Here is a 16349-nt window from a genome sequence, read left to right as displayed (position 1 = left end):
CGCTGCCGGTGCAGTCGTCAAATCTCGGCAGAATGGAAGTCACAGCTCATGAATCATTCGGCTCCGGCTCTGGTCGCTGCGCAACCCAAAGCGCGAAGAAAAGGATGGCTTCGTTACAGCACCTTGAGGAAGCTGGTGCCGTATTTCTACGTGTCGCCGGCGACCCTCCTGCTTGTTCTGCTGATGCTGTTCCCGATGGTGATGGTCTTCAAATATTCATTGATGGACGGCGCCATCATGAAAAAGGACGCTGCATTCGCGGGGGTGCAGAATTATCTGACCATCTTCGAGAATCCTGTCTTCTGGCAGTCGGTGGTGCAGACGCTTTATTTCACGATCATGAGCGTCGTCTTCCACTTCATCATCGGCCTGGCCTTCGCGCTGCTATTGAACACCAATCGCGTCGATCCGCTCATCCGGAGCATCCTGCGTGTGCTCTTCATCCTGCCTTGGCTGTTCACGGCCGTCATCATCGCCATCATCTGGCGCCTGCTGCTCGACCCCAACGGCGTCGTCAACAGCGTGCTGATGGCGCTCCATATCATCAACTTCAAGGTCGAGTGGTTTTCGTCCACGCGCACAGCCATCCACGCTTTGACCTTCGCAAATATCTGGGCAGGCTATCCGCTCTACATGGTCAGCCTGCTCGCCGGCCTCCAGGGCATTTCGAAGGAGCTTTACGAGGCAGCCGGTATCGACGGCGCCAACGAACTCGAAAAATTCTGGTACATCACCATTCCGCAGTTGATGCCGATCATCATCAGCATCGCGCTTCTCGACTTCATCTGGACGATGCAGGTTTTTCCACTCGTTTGGATGACGACGGGCGGCGGGCCGATCTATTCGACGGAAGTGCTCTCCACCTTCACCTACAAGCTCGCCTTCTCCCAGTACGAATTCTCGTTGGCTTCGGCGAGCGCGATGATCATCCTCATCATCTCGATGAGCGTCACCTACTTCTACATCAAACACCAGCAGCGCAGGTGATCGCCATGGCAAAGCGTTCCTTCAAGAGCTCGGTATTGCCGACCATCCTGACCTATCTCGGCCTGGGGATCGGCCTGGTCTTTTCGGCCTTTCCGATCGTGTGGATGTTTTTCAGTTCGCTGAAATCGAATACGGAAATCTTCGCCCTTCCGCCGCGGCTTTTTCCGCAGGATTTTACGGTGGCCGCCTATCTAACGATCTTCAACGATCCGGTGAAAGTGCGGTTCTTCATCAACAGCTACTTCGTTGCCGGCGTCGTCACCTGCCTGACCCTCGTCGTCGCCATCGTGACCGCCTACGGCTTCAGCCGCTATCAGTTCCGGTTCAAGAACACCTTGAACATCTTCATCATCAGCACCCAGACCGTTCCGCCGATCACCCTTCTCATCCCCTATTTCGGAATGGTGGTCGCCTTCAGGATCTTCGATACCTATCTGGCGCTGATCCTGACCTACATGGTCTTCACACTGCCTTATGCCGTCCTGCTGATGACAGGCTATCTCAACACCTTGCCGAAAGAGCTGGACGAGGCCGTCCTTGTCGACGGCGGCTCGAGCTGGACGGCGCTCTGGCGCGTCATCGTTCCGGTCTCGATCCCGGGGATCGTCGCCACGGGGGTCTACACGTTTCTGCTGGCCTGGAACGAATTCCTCTTCGCGCTGACGCTGACGAAATCGATGGATCTTAGAACCGTTCCGATCGGCATCCAGCTTCTGATGGGCCAGCACGCCTTCGAGTGGAACGAGATGATGGCCATGAGCGTGCTCGGTTCGCTTCCCCTCCTGGTCCTTTACCTGGTCGCTCAACGCTACTTCCTGGCAGGCATGACCGCCGGCTCGGTCAAAAGCTGATGCAGCGCTGATCCTAAACTGGCTTTGAGAACGCATACTACAGGCAGATCACTTCTCCGATCTGCCCGCCCGCCACGACTACCGCCCAGCGCTCCAATCCCGCAGGGCATCGCAGACTTCGGCTCTGGTGGGCGCACCGATACGTCCACCGAATACCTGGCATTTGAGTGCTGCCGCCATGGATGACAACCGCATCGTCTCTTCGATCGGCAAGCCTTCCGCAGTAGCCAGCGCAAAAGCGCCATGGAAGATATCGCCGGCCGCGAGCGTATCGACCGCCCTCACCTTCGGAGCGGCAAGATGGACAATTTCGCCGGTTCGGTCGTCGAACCAGAAGCAGCCATTTCCGCCAGCCGTGACGCTGATGAAGGCATGCTGGAACTTTCGCTTCAGAACGCCGACGACCTTCAACAGCTCGGCTGTCCCGACAAGCCGTTCGGCGGCCGGCTGCGAGAACACGATATGGCTGGCGGCCGGTGCCAGCATCTCGATCACGCCATCGCCTGCAACGTCACCATCGAGAATGGCCGGCTTGCCCGCCTCTTGGGCCGCCGACAGCGCCCGCAGAGCAAGCTTCGGCCACCGGACGTCGACCAGCACCGCATCGAAAGCAGAAACGTCCTGTATTGTGACCGGCTTGACCGTTTCGTGCAGGCCGGCATCGTAGAAAGGCACGATCAAGCGCTCGCCCTGGTCATCGACAAGGATCGTCGAGACGGCCGAGCGGGCGCCTGCCACACGCACCATGCCGCTCGTGTCTATGCCGCTGTCGCTGAGGTCGGCGATGATGCGGTCGCCGGTGGCGTCACCGCCGACTGCGCCCCAGAGGCTGGCATGGCCGCCCAGCCGGGCGACCGCAAAGGCGGCGCTCGATGCCATGCCTTCGGCAATCTGCAGCATATCGTAAGGCAGAATTTTTCCCTGGCCGGTCGGTAACGAGCGCACGCGAAACAACGTGTCCATAACCGCCGCGCCGACACACAAAACGCGGCGCGCCTGACCGGGCGGCGAGTCGAAGGCAGAAGTCGTCAAAACCGTTGTCTCACCCGCTCACTTGACGGCCCCGGCCGTCAGGCCCGCCACGATCTGCCGTTGCGCAAACACCGTCAATATCAGCACGGGCAAGGTGACAATCAACGCCGCCGCCGCCAGCGGACCCCAACTGACCTGCTCGAACGAGAGCATGTTGTAGACTGCGACCGGAAGCGTGCGTGTCTCGCGGCTGGCGAGCACGATGCCGAAGACGAAGTTGTTCCACGAGAAGATGACTGACAGGATGAAGGCGACCACGATGCCCGGCCTTGCGATCGGCAAGGCGACCAGCCGGAAAACCTGCCAGGGTGTTGCGCCGTCGATGCTTGCAGCCTCTTCCAGCTCCATCGGCGTCGTCTCGAAATAACCGATCATGATCCACACGACGATCGGCACGGTGACCACGAGATGGATAATGATCTGCGGCATGAGCGTGCCGAGCAGATTCAGCCACTGGAACAGCAGGAAGAGCGGGATCAGGAAAGAAAGGCCGGGCGTCATGCGCGCGATCATGATGACCATCGCGGACTTCTCCGCCTTCAGCCGCGCGATGCCATATCCGGCGGGCACGCCGATCAGCAGCGCCAGAAGCGTGGCTGCACCCGTCACCAGCACCGAATTCCAGAGATAGAGGAAGAAGTTGTTCTCTTCGAAGACCTTCAGATAGTTCGACCAGGCCAAGCGCTCCGGAATGAAGATCGGCGGATAGGCGCCGTTGTCGATCTCATATTTCAGCGACAGCGAGATCATCCAGAGGAAGAACAGGACGACAGGCGAGATCATCACCAAAGCAACAAACAGCAGTCCGATGCGATCGAGTGTCTTGCGCTTCATCAGCGTGCCTCCCCGTCGGACCAATTTACGCGCTGCCGGAGCATCATAAGGACGAAGGAGAGCAGGACGATGAGGATGAAGAAGACAACCGCCATGGCCGAGCCATAGCCGATGTCGTAGTAGGCGAAAGCGGTGTTGTAGAGATAGATGTTGATCGTCTCCGACGCCGTGCCGGGGCCGCCTTGGGTCATGGCATAGATGATGTCGAAACTTTTCACCGCATCGATGCTGCGGATAATCACGGCAATCATCAGGAACGGCGCGATCATCGGCAGCGTCAGATAGCGGAATTTTTGCCAGACATTGGCTCCGTCGATTTCAGCACTTTCATAGGGCTCGCGCGGAACCGCCGCCAGACCGCCAAGCACGATCAGCATGATAAGCGGCGTCCACTGCCAGGTCTCGACCAGCACCAGCGACGGGATGACGCTGCTCTGATTATAGATCCACTCCTGCGGGCCGATGCCGATGAAGGAGAGGAGATAGTTGAGGACGCCCAGCTGCGGATGGAACATCATCGTCCAGACGAGTGCGATGGCGACCGGTGTCGCCATCATCGGCATCACGAATATGCCGCGTATAAGACCGCGCAGTGGAAATTGAGCATCGAAGATCAGCGCCGCGAGTGTCCCCAGAAAAAGGGGAACCACCACCGACAGCGTCGTATAGAGCACCGTATGCCACAGCGACTCCCAAAAGCGCATGTCGGTGGCGAGGCGCGCGTAATTGTCCAGCCCAGCAAAGACCTGCGATTGGCCGAGCGTCCAGCTGTTGACGCTCATCCACACCGTAAACACCCATGGAAAGACGATGACCGCGGCTATGACGATGAGCGCCGGGATGACGAAGGGCCAGTAGTTGGGAGCAAACCGATCCGGTTTGCTCCTTCCTTTCGACGTCTTGGCCACTGCGGTCGTTTCGATACTTGTCGAGGCCATTATCCCTCGCTTTTCGCCAGGACGGGTTCGAACTGTGCCGTCGCTGCCTTCAGTTCGGTTTCGGGATCGGCGCCGCCGATCATGTTGGTAAGACCGACGCCATAAACGTCACGGAACTCGGTGACCGGAATGATGACCGGCAGCGCGAGCTTCGATATCTTGCCGGAACCGACGACGGCATCAAGCCATGCGCTCGGCATCTTGACACCTTCACGGACTTTCGCATCCTCGAGGACAGACTGGCGGAAAGGAACGCCGGCGCCGGCCTGCAGCAGACGTGCGCCCATTTCATGCGAAATCGCCCATTGGCAGAAGAGGTACCCGGCCTCTTTTTTCTGGCTTGCCGCGACGACGCCAAGCCCGTCGCCGAAGGTGCCTGCGGCCTGTGCTTTCGGACCTTTCGGCATGATGCCGTAACCGACCTGGCCGACGACGCGTGACTTTTCCGGATTCTCGATCGGCGGCGCAAAACCGACGCCGTCCAGCCACATGCCGATCTTGCCCTGCAGGAAGGCCGACTGCGCCTCGGCCCAGTTGAAGCCGGAGACGCCGGGAGGGGCGGTCTTGGTCATCAGCCTTTGGTAAAGCTTGGCCGCATCGATCGCTTCTTGCGATGTTGTGCGCAGCTTGCCATCAGGGCCGAGCGGGCTCGAACCATAACCGAGCAGCAGCGACGTCCAGACCGGCGTATTGGCGTTCTTCAGGCCGCGGGCGACGAAACCGTAGGTGTTGGTGGAAGGATCGGTGAGCGCCTCCGCAGCACTGGCGAGTTCTTCGAACGTCGTCGGGTAGGCAAGCCCCTTCTTCTCGAACAGCGCCTTGTTCCAATAGATTATCCAGTAATCGACCGAGAATGGAAGCGAACGCAAAACGCCGTCCGGATCTTTGGCAAAAGTCAGGCCGGCTTCGGCGAAATCGCTTTCAACCAGAGACGGGTCGGTCAGAGAGGAGTCCTTGAGGAAACCGCTGATATCGGCAAGCCAGCCGCCCTTTTCGAACTGCCGCTTCTGGACATGATAACTCATGTGCACGACGTCGAAGCTCGGCTTGCCGGAGCTCAGCTCGATGGTCGTCTTCTGGCGCTGCTGTTGTTCGGGCGTCGCTTCGGCATTGACCTTGATGCCGGTGAGCTCCTCGAATTCAGGCAGGTACTTCAGAAGTATTTCGCTGCGAGGGCTCTTGACCAGGTTGACTTCGAGCGTCGTGCCGGCAAAGCGCTTCCAATCGACCGCAGCCGATGCCAGCCGCACGCCGAGCATGCTGCTGGCCCCAAAAGCGGCCGTACCCGCCAGAAAGCCGCGTCTCGTCGGATTTAAAAACGATGACATGTGATTCCTCCTCCTTTTGCCGGCGATCTCCTCACCCCCGGCTGTTTATTTCCGATTATATCCTGAGCGCACGATCTCTTGCATGATTGATGTGTGCGACAAGGCTGTTGACGGCGTCCTCCGCCGATCGTCGTTCGATTGCCTCGAGCACCTTGAGGTGTTCGCCCATGACAGGTCCGACGTGACCATCGATGCGAAAACGATCCTGACTGATCAGGCGCATCTTGATCGAGTTCACCCGGTAGGCGTTCGAGATGATGGTATTTCCTAATGCATCGATAAAGGCGTCGTGCATGCCCCAATCGACAGCTTGCGCGTGCACTTCCAACTCGTGCGATCCATCGCCGTTTCGAATGGCATCGGCAATATCCCGATGCTGTTTCAAAAGCTTGGCGATCGTCTCGTCAGACGCGGAGCGGGTGAAAAGCGCAACTGCTTCCTTCTCCAGGAAGACGCGCAGCTGAAACGCCTCGCGAATGAGGTTAAGGTCGATATGAGCGATCTGCAAACCCCGCTGGGGCACTGTCTTGATCAGCCCTTCGGCTTCGAGCCTCGGGATAAGTTCGCGGATGGCGCCAAGCGTCAGCCCCGTCAGCTCGACGAGGCGACGCTGCGAAACGAACTGGCCGGGGCGCACATCACGCGCAAGAAGGTGGCGTGTGAAGCTTTCATACGCCTTTTCCCGCAGTGTCGGCTGCTCGTCGGTTCCGTCCATCGCCTCTCCCAGAAACATGTCCGCCCTATGCCGCTTTCGAGCGGAAAAGAGTATCGAAGGCACGAAAGAGTTGCGCCTGCCCTTCTGCGGATATTGAGACGAGTGGCGGACGAACCGCAAGCCAGATTTCATCCGACGTCACGTGAGTGACCATGGTTTTCACGGCCGCAGTCACCGGAAATTTCAGCAGTTCCTCCACGAAATCCTCGATGCGGGAATCGTCCATGCCTTCCTCCGCCATCAGCTTGACCTCGCGTGGCACGAAATTCGCCATGCCGGAGATCGCACCCTGGCCGCCAAGCCGCACGCCCCTCGCCAGGTGACGTTCGTCCCCCACCAGGATGACGAGATCGCCATGCGCCTTCAATAGTGCTTCCGTGAAAGGCCAGTCGCCGGAGGAATCCTTGACGCCGATAACGATGTTGGGAAAGGCGGTCCGCAGCCGACCGATCAACGATATGGTCAGCGGAACCATGGTGAGCGAGGGAATGTTGTAGACGATAATGTCTCGCGACTTGTCGCCGAGGATGGCGAATACAGCCGAAAACCACTGGAAGACGCCGTCATCACTCACGTTCTTGAAGTAGGAAGGGGGAGCAAGAAGGATATTTCGGGCGCCTTTGGAAAGCGCGTGACTTGCCAGCATCGCGGCATCCTCGGCCGCATCGACCAGCACGCCGACGATGATTTGCTTTGCTGCTATCCCGCTATCAAGCATCGAAGCGAGGACACGTTCACGTTCCTGCGTTCCGATGGAAGAGCCTTCACCCGTCGTCCCGAACAGCGTAACGCTCGAGCATCCGGCCGCGAGGCTGCGCCGCGCCTGCTCGATCATCGCCTCGATCGCGATATCGCCATTGCTGTCGAACGGTGTCGCAAGCGCGACCGAGAGCCCGAATTTCTGTGTCAACTATGCATCCTCCCAATTACCGCGTCAGACGTAGCAGACTAACATGTTAGCTGTAAAGAGGTGATTACACACCCCTCGTTACGCGATTGTCGCGGCCGTAGCTTCCTTACGATCAACTGGCATGCCTTGCTGCCGGTCCGTTCGCCCGAACGAGCGCCATCAGCATCGGGCCGATCGCAAACTCGCCCCTTTCGGTCCTTCGGGTCAGATCCCTGAGGTAACCACCGGGCGAGTTAATGTGCCCTCCCCTTTCCAGGATACAGGCGATCACGGTTGCGGCGTTTTCCGGCCCCATACCGGAGCAGGCTTCCTCATGGGCCGAGGGACTGACGCCGAGCATCGAGCGCACAACGACGGCGGCCGACATCAGGTCTCGCCAGTTACCGATGGTTCCGCCGGGCCCGTAGTCGAGAATACTGGGGCAGGCCTGGAGGACGAGGCCGAGCGGGAAGGATTTCAGGCTTGGCCCGGCCCCTGGATCGACCGCGCCTCCCGCCCTGTTGCTCATCCCGCCGGACCGCTTCGGCTGTTTCAATCTTCGCTCGTCCGGCGGCCCGGCGTTCGGTTCATCATCGGCTGCTGCCTTTTCGCCCTGCTTCGTTTCGAAGCTTGGTTCAAGTTCATAAGTGGAGTCGGGATTTGAATTCTGTTTGTGGTGCTCAATTTGAGACTCATTGGCGTTTATTTTTTTCGTTTTTATCCGTCTTTCCAGCATGTTGACGATCTCGGTACGAAGCAGCCCCATCTCGTCAAGCAACGGTGCCAGTTCTGCTGCGGTCCCCACGCGCGGAATCCGGGCAAGAAGCGTTCGAAACATCACCGAAATGCCCTCCCAATCACCGGAAACCCCTTCTTCGATAGCCGTCGCGATCAGCTTGGAGACATCGCGCCGGCACACCGTCAGGCGTTCCCTGGTCACCCGTAACAGTTCCCGGTCGGCAACCGCCTGGGCGGCCAGGCTTTCGATCTCGACAGCACGCGCCAGAAGCGGCGCGACGCTAAAGCCAAAGGCCTCGCCGATGGCCCCTGCCCTGTCGCGGCGCGCATAGCGCTTTCCGTTCGGACTGTCCTTGCGCAGGATCAGGCCGGCGTCGACCAGGACGGCAAGATGCCGCCTGAGGGTGGCTGCCGTCATGCCGCGAGCACGCAGCGACAGCTGCGCATTCGACGGGAAGACAATCAGGCCCTTCTCCTCGGAAATCTCATCGTCTGGGTAGAAGGTCAAAAGCGCATCGAGCACCGTCAACGCCCGATCGGTCACGCCGAGCGCCGGCCGCGCTTCACAGATTGCCCTGAACAGCTTCCACTTACTGCGCTTCATTCCCGGCTCGATGGTCTCGGCCAATTGCTGACTTGCCAGCATGCCAAGCGACATCGGCCGCCGCCCAAAGGGCGTCGTCACATATCCACTCTCCATTTGCCTTCACCTTCGTTCAGGCAAAAGAAAACCATCCACCAATTTGGTGCCTAAGACGCTTGACTGTGATTCGTGGAAATGCGATTCTCGATGTGCTTAAGATCTGAGAAGGGCTTCCACGACGGCGTCGTTGGGGGCCTTTTTCTTTTGCTCGCTACGCTCCTCTGTCCTTGTTGAACTCCTGGAACAGGCCTTTCAGCCGTTCCTGGACGAATTGATCGAAACCGGGTGCGGTCTTGCCGTCGAAGACAAAGGTCGCACCGGACGCTGTCGTCTTGATCATGACAGGCACGCCACTAACCTGGGTTTTGGCCACCGCCGGCTTCGGCGCGGCCGTCTTCTTCGTTGCCAGAACGAGTGCCCGCTGAAACCGCTCGTCACTCGAAATTTTGCGCGCGTCGTCCGCGGACAACTCCGCGATGATCTTCTCGACGTCGGCTTTCTCAAGCCGCTCGCCCAATTCCAACCATCGCCGGCGGCCGATATCAGGTGCTGCACCGATGGCGTTGACGAGCCTCAGGGGGACCTGTCGTATGACGATCAGCATTCTCGACAGAGCCGCCTTGTCCACGCCGAGGGCCGCCATAATGACATCGCGGCCAAAGCTGCGTTCCTCGAGCCGCGATGCGAAGAGCGCGCGCTCGATGTAGGAGAGATTGGTTCGAGCGCTGTTTTCCTGTCCCTGGCTGACGACCAGTTGACCGTCGGTGAGATCGCGGACGACCGCGCGCACCCGGATGCCAATTTCTCGGGCGGCAGCCAGGCGACGATGGCCGTAGGCAACCTGATAGCGTCCCCTGGTTTCGGGATGCGGGCGGACAAGGATCGGAACCTGCTGCCCATGCTCGCGGATCTGCTCAACAAGCTGTGCAAGTTCGGCCGCATCGATCGCCAATCGATCGCTAACGAAGGAAGCGTCGATCAGGCCGGGATCGAGTTCGACGATGGTCTGGCCGGTGGCAAGCTGCCGTTCCAGTTCACTCGCACGCTCCATTTTCTCGGTAATGTTGCCGAGCGTTTTCGTAATGCCGCCGACAGGCGCAGCACTGCGCTCCTGCGGCACGAATCCGGCGATCGGACGATTGTCGCGTGGTGCGACCGCGTCCATCCTTTCCGGGTTCGGAGCGGAAATTTCGATGAGGTTCTTGCGCGCCATCTATCTATTTCCTTCCCCAGGTCGAGCGAATATGCGCCTCGATCTCGCCATTAACGAGGTTGAGGGATTCCAGCGCCCGATCGTAGGTTCCGCGTGTGAACTGCGACCGCTCGACCTCGTAGAGAGTCTGCTTGGTGACGCCGGCATCGGCGACCGCCGTCGATTTCACCATGGCATTGTGCAGCATTCGATTGCCGAAGATCGCCCGCATGAAGCCGGTCATCTGGCTTTGCGGTCCGTCGTTCGGCTCGAACCGGGTCACGAGATAGCGCATCCAGTCATAGCTGGTACGTCCGCCAGCCTTTTCGACGACCGACATCAGCTCACTCGTCATCGTCAGAAACTGCGACATCGACATGACATCCAGCATCTGCGGGTGGACCGTGATCAAGACCGAGGTTGCAGCGCAGAGCGCCGACATCGTGAGGAAACCCAGCTGTGGCGGGCAGTCGATAACCACGACGTCATAAAGGCTTTCGATCTCCGTCAGGACTTCGCCGATGCGGGCAAAGAACATCGTCTCCGCCGTCCCCGACGCCATCGCCTTCGGCGTCTCGTGCTCGAATTCCATCAGCTCGAGATTGCCCGGAATGAGATGCAGATTGGGCGTGTAGGTGGCGCGCACGATGTCGGCGATGGGGCGCGGCTCCTCATATCGGATCGCACCGTAGATCGTTTCGCCCTCTCCGACGTCGAACTCCGGCTGATGACCGAACAAGGCGGACAAGGAGGCCTGCGGATCGAGGTCGACGGCGAGCACGCGGTAGCCTCGCAGCGCCATGAACTGCGCCAGATGGGCCGCAGTGGTGGTCTTGCCCGAGCCGCCCTTGAAATTCATGACGGAGATGATCTGGAGCTTCTCGCCCGGCCTGCGAGCCGGCACATATTTCGGCGTTCCGTTTCGCTCGTCGAGGACCCGGCGAATGCGATCCATATCCGTTGCACTGTAAAGCCGCCGTCCGTTTGCGAGCGGATCGGGCCCATGGCCGTCGGCGGCCACCTGGCGGAGATAACCTTCTCCGATGCCGATAAAGGCCGCAGCTTCCGCCGGCGAAAATGTTCTGATCGTCTTTTGCGACAGCGGGGGGAAGATTTTTGCCTGATGCTGCTGAAGTTGATAGGATAACTCCTTCGCATCTGTTGCCAGAAGCGATGGGAGGTGCTCTTGATCGTCCTGAACAGCAAGACTCGGCTGCATGATCTTTTTCCCAGGTAACTGCGCAATTTTGAACGAAAGCGCTTCAGTTGCGCAGTTACTATATGCCCCGATTCGTTACCAATTTACAAATGCTTAACCAAACCGCCCGTTTCAGCCGATCGAGACGGCTGACGACATGACACAGATTTCAGGTGATTCGCGCATTGCCGACGGCTCGAAGTAACTGATACCAACGGTGGCTTTCCAGCCGACCGGGAGGTCAATGGCGTCGCCGTATAAATCCACTTTATCAATAGCTTGGGCGCTGTCTCTCATTTCCGCGCTTATCGTCCTCCGTTTCCGGAAAATCTTTCTGCAGCATAAAGAGATTGCCCTTGCCAGCCTTCCTCCAGCCCGAAGCGGCATCAGGCGACGTCACCGTCAGGCCGCCGATATCGGCAGGCGGCGCAAATGCCTGGCGGCAGGAGAAGAGGCCGAAAAGCACGAGAACGAAACCCAAGGCTGATTTGACCCGGCCGATCCGATCGATATGCGCGTTGCCCATGCGCCCCTGCCCTTGCGTTTCGACTACCGCCGACGGATTTGGAGCCGGGTGCGGCCATTTCAACCCCGAGCTTTCATGAAGGTTTCTTGAGGTCTGATCGCAAAGCTCAGAGCGAGCGATGCGAAACTTTCGCCTGTCGATTTCTCATGAAACCATCCCGATGCCGCTTTGCAAGCAACGAGAACTCGGTCGAGTTCAAGAAGCGCGGCAGGATCTTGAAGTTCATCCTGTTCGGCTCCGATGCCCAGGATAGATGGGCCGATCAACCTTTCGTCGTGAAGGCAATAGCGATCTGATTTTGATCAGCTCATTGTCATAGCGGCCCGTCACGACGACCTGCAGGCTGCACGCGACGAGCCTGATATTCACCAAAGTGAGAATAAAACAGACGTTGCAGTCGTTGCACTCAGTTCCCAGGCTTCTCGTCGTTTTGCAGCGGCAAGCCGGCTGCCTGCAGTCCTACAAAAAACCGCTCTTGGTCTTCGATCCGCACCAGCCGACTGGCGACCTCCTGTTTAATATTCGGGATCAACGCCGGTGAGTGGAGCTCGATCCAGTCGAGTTGCTCCTTTGCCTCGGCCTTCTTTCCCATAGAGCCGAGGATAGCGACCAGCACGAGACGATGCATCGGATTGTAATTGAGGTCCGACATGCGGGACCATAATTCCGCAGCCTGTGTATCCCCTCGCATGAAGGCGCAAAGCGCCATTCCCACCTCGTAATATCCGCGGGGGCCAGCATTTTTGCTGACGACCGCAGAAATCAGCTCGCATCCCCTGCCCCATTGGCCCGACATCGACAAGCGCAAGCCGTATTCACCGGCCACTTCAGTGTCGTTCGGATTGCTGGCATAGGCCGCCTCGCCGGCGCGCATGGCCCCGGCCAAATCTCCACCGAAAAAATTGGCAAGCATGAGGGCCTGAAGTGCGCGCGCATTCTTTGGGTCGAGTTGCACGGCGCGCTCTGCAAATTTCTTTGCGACGCCAAGCGTGGCGACGGTCGGCCTTGTGTTCAACTGATACGGAAAGCGAAACTCATCAAGATAGGTCAGGGACAACAAGGCCGTGGCATTGGAATCGGCCGATTTTTCCCCAACTGAAAGTTGCAGACAGGTTTTTGCCATTTCGTGTGCACGGGCAGTCATTTCGCTGCGGTAGCTGTAATAGGACAAGACACATGAAAAGGCGTCCGCGCCATTAGCGATATTGGCGGTATCGGTCTGGAACATGACGCCAAATGGACGCGCGACTGCCGTTGCAATTTGTTCGGCAAGACTTGCCTGCGTTTTCAGGATGCCCTGCACTTTCATGTCGGCATCGTAATTGCTCGCCCAGATAACGGCCCCATCCGTCCGCCGTACAAGCCGCGCGGTTGAACGCAGCATGCTGCTTTCCAATCGCACGCCTCCCTGAAGGGCATAAAGCGGCTCTGGCGAAATCTGCCCCTCTCTGGACCGCGGCAAGTCGGTAACGACGACAATGTCGTTAAAGGGAACTAGCTTTTCAATAATGTCGTCGGTGATGCCCTGCGAAATGTCCAACGCAAGTCTCCCGTCGGAACTGCTTTCGAAGCGCTCGACGACAATGATCGGGCGACTGCCGACTCCGGATGCTATCTCAGTTCCCGCGTCAAGCGGCCTGTCATGCTGAAGCAGCGCGGCGGCCGAGAGAAGACTTAACAACACGCCTCCGGCAAGGAGCCAATTTCGGGATCGTGACAATTGGGGATTTGCCGTAATTCGCTTGATTACATCCCCGGGGGCATCAATCCGTTGTAAGCCCTCCTCCGAAGATATCGGCCATTCGGATTGCGGCATCGCTAACGTTTCAACGCCCGGCCTCACGTCGAAGACCGGAGCATAGCCGCCCCTCGGAATCGTGATGATGACCCGGTCGGCGCTGCCGGCAGTCAGATAATAGTGCTCCAGCTCTCTGCGCAGCCGCCCTGCTTCGATGCGCACGCATGGATCCTGCTGGGCGTCGAAATTCGCATCTCTGCCAAAAACGGCTTGCGCGATGGTAAACGCCTTTAAATAGTCGCGACGACCGGCAAGCGTTTCGGTCACGACAAATTCCAGGAATCGTCTCGCCCGCTCGGGAAGGCGAAATTCCGGACTGGAAAGAATGCGCTCGAGTTGCTGCTGCACTTCTTCGTGTGAAGCCAAGCCGCTGCCAGTCGCACCAACACCTGCACTTGTCATCGGTTCCCCGCCAGTTTCCGATTGCAAACAACCTGCAGTATAATGCTTCAAACAATAGTCCCGACTTGTCAGAACGGCAACGCCATTCGACAGAACAAGCTGATCGGGACAAACTAACTTTCGGCCACCGACGTTCAGGGAGGGCAGAGAGCCTCATGCCAGCGTAAGATACAGTATACTACCGAAGCGGACGTGTATTTTACTGCCCTAGCCTCCCCGCGCGCCTTATCATTTCCGCGCATTATGGAGGAAGCGACGATGACATCACCTGAGACGCCAACATCCCATCCGATGACAAGCGCAGAGGATCTGCGCAAGCGTGCTCTGGAGCTTCAGCTTCTCGAAATGGAGCGCAACGAAAAGATCAAATCGCGGGAGGCAAAGAAACATGCCGAATTCGTGGAGGATTTTTTTCGCAAGCAAATCGGTGAAGCGGAACGCGCCGTTATCAAGCGGCTCGTGATGAAGGCAGCTGCGGACGGCAAGTACGAGGCCCTGATCTACAGCTTCCCCTCGACTTTCTGCACCGATAGCGGTCGAGCTATCAATAATAATCTTCCCGGATGGCAGAAGACGCTGCAGGGAAGGGCAAAGGAGCTTCTGGAACTGTTCGAGGAGGTTGCCAAGCCACAGGGCTACGGGCTCAAGGCGATGATCATCAACTTCCCCGACGGCATGCCGGGCGACGTGGGCTTCTTCCTGACCTGGGAACCGCCTGTCGAGTGACTGACCGACGGAGCGATTCAAGCGAAGGAACCACAATTGAAAGCGACTGAAATCGAGCGCAAGTTTCTGGTTCCGCGACGACAGTTGGCGTCATTGCGCCGACAATGGGCAGGTCCTACAGCAGGCTTATCTGTCCCACCGCAATCAGAGCTGCGTGCGCGTTCGCCTGATTGACGGACATTGTGGATACCTCACAATTAAGTTCCCCATGTCACGCCTCGCTAAAGAGGAATATGAGTACGAAATTCCCGTCGGCGAGGCACGTGATCTTCTGCTCGCCGCCGGTCACATTCTCGAGAAAACCCGCTACCGCGTTCTTCATGACGATAGACATTGGCAGGTGGACGTCTTTGCGGAACCGTACGAAGGATTGACGCTCGCCGAGATCGAAATGGCGAGCGAGGATGAGCGCTTCACGCTGCCGCAATGGCTTGGACGCGAGGTAACGGGCAACAACCGGTACTCCAACCGCGCCATGGCCGCTGCCTCGCGTGTGTCGGCCATAGCGCAGGGAGCCACTGGCTCGGATCCTACTCGCCTACGATGGTCCAATCGGCATCCGGATTGAAATCTTTTATCGCCGCGGCCCGCGCTTCGGTTTGCGGGCCGAGATCGCGCTGGTAGATGGCACTCCTCCCGTTGACGACAAATGTCTGCACGCCGGTCACCCGGTATTTGACCGGCCAAGCGATAAGGGCAAAGCCGCCCGTCATGTAGCCGTTGACGATATAGCTTTTCTTGCCCTCAAGGACTTGGTCTCCCTGTGCAGTCAGGATGCGATAGCGATAGCCAAAGTAACCTTCCCCGCGTTTGGCGGCGCCGAAGGCCGCCGTCTCGACCAGCGCGCTTGCCGGGCTTTCCTCGGGATAGACGTTCGGATCCCAGTATAGGCCATCAAGTTTGCCCGGACTGCTGATCAATTTCTTCGCGAACTCATAAATGCCATCGCCGTCACGATCCTCGGATGCGTATTGATACTGCGCCGCGACATATTCGTGCATCGTATCAAGGGTGGCGAGTTCATTTTCTCCGATGCGGCGGTTGATGATCTCTTCGAAACCGCGCTGGGTGTCAAAGGACCATTTGCCGTCCTTGCCTTCGGTCAGCGGAAACGGCAGCGGCCAGAGCCGATCGCCGATCGCAACGATCTTCATGCCTGCAGAATCCCGCAGGACCACTTGACGCTCGGCGCCCTCGCGGATCAATCCGTAGGCGATCATCGCCTCATTGCTCGAGCGCAGCTTGTCTGGCTTCAAGCCGAGCAGAGCGGCAAGATCGTCGATACTGTCGGAACTCAGGGCAGATTTCAGTTTGTCCAGAGCAAGCGATGGATTGTCGAATTTCGGCGACGGCGTTGCCGCCCTGTATTCGGCGAGATCTGTCTGCACTTGGGAGAGCGCCGGTGCCGCCGGCATTGCGCAAAGCACCGTCGCAAGCATAAACGGAATTGCGATCGATTGACGTCTCATGATGTAACTCCTTGAGCTAGAAAGAGGTTTTACCGCCGTCCGCCGCCACCGCCGCGTCCACCGCCGCCGCCACGGCCGCCACC

The 16349-nt window shown here is 58.6% G+C and carries 15 protein-coding genes and 2 pseudogenes; 5 read left to right on the top strand and 12 right to left on the bottom strand.

Going from position 1 to position 16349, the window contains the following annotated elements:
• The first annotated feature begins 48 nt into the window (after positions 1-48).
• Both MOV76_RS00085 and MOV76_RS00080 read left to right on the top strand, forming a co-directional pair.
• Positions 49-987, top strand: coding sequence for a carbohydrate ABC transporter permease (locus MOV76_RS00085; RefSeq protein ID WP_247263521.1), 939 nt, complete (start codon positions 49-51; stop codon positions 985-987).
• A 5-nt stretch (positions 988-992) separates the two neighbouring features.
• On the top strand, positions 993-1838 hold the full coding sequence (locus MOV76_RS00080; protein ID WP_247263520.1) for a carbohydrate ABC transporter permease: 846 nt from the start codon (positions 993-995) through the stop codon (positions 1836-1838).
• A 78-nt stretch (positions 1839-1916) separates the two neighbouring features.
• Here the strand turns inward: MOV76_RS00080 and MOV76_RS00075 are convergent, their stop codons facing one another.
• The 10 genes and pseudogenes from MOV76_RS00075 to MOV76_RS00030 all read right to left on the bottom strand — a co-directional run.
• Positions 1917-2870, bottom strand: a complete 954-nt coding sequence (locus MOV76_RS00075) for a sugar kinase (protein WP_247263519.1) — start codon at positions 2868-2870, stop codon at positions 1917-1919.
• Between the two features lie 18 nt (positions 2871-2888).
• A complete protein-coding gene (locus MOV76_RS00070; protein ID WP_003550140.1) occupies positions 2889-3704 on the bottom strand; it encodes a carbohydrate ABC transporter permease in 816 nt (271 codons plus the stop codon).
• On the bottom strand, positions 3704-4642 hold the full coding sequence (locus MOV76_RS00065) for a carbohydrate ABC transporter permease (RefSeq protein WP_131605087.1): 939 nt from the start codon (positions 4640-4642) through the stop codon (positions 3704-3706). The genes MOV76_RS00070 and MOV76_RS00065 overlap by 1 nt, the downstream gene beginning before the upstream one ends.
• On the bottom strand, positions 4642-5970 hold the full coding sequence (locus MOV76_RS00060; RefSeq protein WP_131605086.1) for an ABC transporter substrate-binding protein: 1329 nt from the start codon (positions 5968-5970) through the stop codon (positions 4642-4644). Before MOV76_RS00060 ends, MOV76_RS00065 begins: the two co-directional genes overlap by 1 nt.
• 55 nt (positions 5971-6025) lie before the next feature.
• Positions 6026-6703 carry a GntR family transcriptional regulator gene (locus MOV76_RS00055; protein ID WP_018245752.1) on the bottom strand — a complete coding sequence of 226 codons (678 nt, stop codon included), beginning with the start codon at positions 6701-6703 and terminating at the stop codon, positions 6026-6028.
• Between the two features lie 7 nt (positions 6704-6710).
• Positions 6711-7595, bottom strand: coding sequence for a dihydrodipicolinate synthase family protein (locus MOV76_RS00050; RefSeq protein ID WP_247263518.1), 885 nt, complete (start codon positions 7593-7595; stop codon positions 6711-6713).
• 112 nt (positions 7596-7707) lie between these two features.
• Entirely contained in the window at positions 7708-9012 is a 1305-nt protein-coding gene (gene repC, locus MOV76_RS00045; RefSeq protein WP_247263517.1) for a plasmid replication protein RepC, read from the bottom strand.
• A 154-nt stretch (positions 9013-9166) separates the two neighbouring features.
• A complete protein-coding gene (gene repB / locus MOV76_RS00040; RefSeq protein WP_130729647.1) occupies positions 9167-10168 on the bottom strand; it encodes a plasmid partitioning protein RepB in 1002 nt (333 codons plus the stop codon).
• Positions 10169-10172: 4 nt separating this feature from the next.
• Positions 10173-11366, bottom strand: a complete 1194-nt coding sequence (gene repA, locus MOV76_RS00035; RefSeq protein ID WP_018245756.1) for a plasmid partitioning protein RepA — start codon at positions 11364-11366, stop codon at positions 10173-10175.
• A gap of 274 nt (positions 11367-11640) precedes the next feature.
• Positions 11641-11871: pseudogene (locus MOV76_RS00030) on the bottom strand (hypothetical protein); the annotation flags it as partial.
• 146 nt (positions 11872-12017) lie between these two features.
• Between MOV76_RS00030 and MOV76_RS00025 the strand changes: the two are divergent.
• On the top strand, positions 12018-12167 hold the full coding sequence (locus MOV76_RS00025; protein WP_018245759.1) for a hypothetical protein: 150 nt from the start codon (positions 12018-12020) through the stop codon (positions 12165-12167).
• Between the two features lie 110 nt (positions 12168-12277).
• Here the strand turns inward: MOV76_RS00025 and MOV76_RS00020 are convergent, their stop codons facing one another.
• Positions 12278-14071 carry a hypothetical protein gene (locus MOV76_RS00020; protein WP_247263516.1) on the bottom strand — a complete coding sequence of 598 codons (1794 nt, stop codon included), beginning with the start codon at positions 14069-14071 and terminating at the stop codon, positions 12278-12280.
• 258 nt (positions 14072-14329) lie between these two features.
• Between MOV76_RS00020 and MOV76_RS00015 the strand changes: the two genes are divergently transcribed.
• Both MOV76_RS00015 and MOV76_RS00010 read left to right on the top strand, forming a co-directional pair.
• Positions 14330-14797 (top strand): hypothetical protein, encoded by a 468-nt coding sequence (locus MOV76_RS00015; protein WP_026230440.1) that lies wholly within the window; start codon positions 14330-14332, stop codon positions 14795-14797.
• Between the two features lie 36 nt (positions 14798-14833).
• A pseudogene (locus MOV76_RS00010) lies at positions 14834-15365 on the top strand (CYTH domain-containing protein).
• Here the strand turns inward: MOV76_RS00010 and MOV76_RS00005 are convergent.
• On the bottom strand, positions 15328-16266 hold the full coding sequence (locus MOV76_RS00005; RefSeq protein ID WP_247263515.1) for a DUF2950 family protein: 939 nt from the start codon (positions 16264-16266) through the stop codon (positions 15328-15330). The pseudogene MOV76_RS00010 and the gene MOV76_RS00005 overlap by 38 nt on opposite strands.
• Positions 16267-16349: the final 83 nt, after the last annotated feature.

The sequence above is a fragment of the Rhizobium sp. PRIMUS64 genome, assembly GCF_023006465.1.
Classification (GTDB): domain Bacteria; phylum Pseudomonadota; class Alphaproteobacteria; order Rhizobiales; family Rhizobiaceae; genus Rhizobium; species Rhizobium leguminosarum.
This window is presented reverse-complemented; position numbering and strand designations above follow the sequence as displayed.

Bases quoted from the DNA above. Each gene is read 5' to 3' on its own strand.
- repA (WP_018245756.1), bottom strand. From the start codon at position 11,366: ATGCAGCCGAGTCTTGCTGTTCAGGACGATCAAGAGCACCTCCCATCG.
- repB (WP_130729647.1), bottom strand. From the start codon at position 10,168: ATGGCGCGCAAGAACCTCATCGAAATTTCCGCTCCGAACCCGGAAAGG.
- MOV76_RS00060 (WP_131605086.1), bottom strand. From the start codon at position 5,970: ATGTCATCGTTTTTAAATCCGACGAGACGCGGCTTTCTGGCGGGTACG.
- MOV76_RS00080 (WP_247263520.1), top strand. From the start codon at position 993: ATGGCAAAGCGTTCCTTCAAGAGCTCGGTATTGCCGACCATCCTGACC.
- MOV76_RS00015 (WP_026230440.1), top strand. From the start codon at position 14,330: ATGACATCACCTGAGACGCCAACATCCCATCCGATGACAAGCGCAGAG.
- MOV76_RS00065 (WP_131605087.1), bottom strand. From the start codon at position 4,642: ATGGCCTCGACAAGTATCGAAACGACCGCAGTGGCCAAGACGTCGAAA.
- MOV76_RS00055 (WP_018245752.1), bottom strand. From the start codon at position 6,703: ATGTTTCTGGGAGAGGCGATGGACGGAACCGACGAGCAGCCGACACTG.
- MOV76_RS00085 (WP_247263521.1), top strand. From the start codon at position 49: ATGAATCATTCGGCTCCGGCTCTGGTCGCTGCGCAACCCAAAGCGCGA.
- MOV76_RS00020 (WP_247263516.1), bottom strand. From the start codon at position 14,071: ATGACAAGTGCAGGTGTTGGTGCGACTGGCAGCGGCTTGGCTTCACAC.
- MOV76_RS00025 (WP_018245759.1), top strand. From the start codon at position 12,018: ATGAAACCATCCCGATGCCGCTTTGCAAGCAACGAGAACTCGGTCGAG.
- MOV76_RS00070 (WP_003550140.1), bottom strand. From the start codon at position 3,704: ATGAAGCGCAAGACACTCGATCGCATCGGACTGCTGTTTGTTGCTTTG.
- repC (WP_247263517.1), bottom strand. From the start codon at position 9,012: ATGGAGAGTGGATATGTGACGACGCCCTTTGGGCGGCGGCCGATGTCG.
- MOV76_RS00005 (WP_247263515.1), bottom strand. From the start codon at position 16,266: ATGAGACGTCAATCGATCGCAATTCCGTTTATGCTTGCGACGGTGCTT.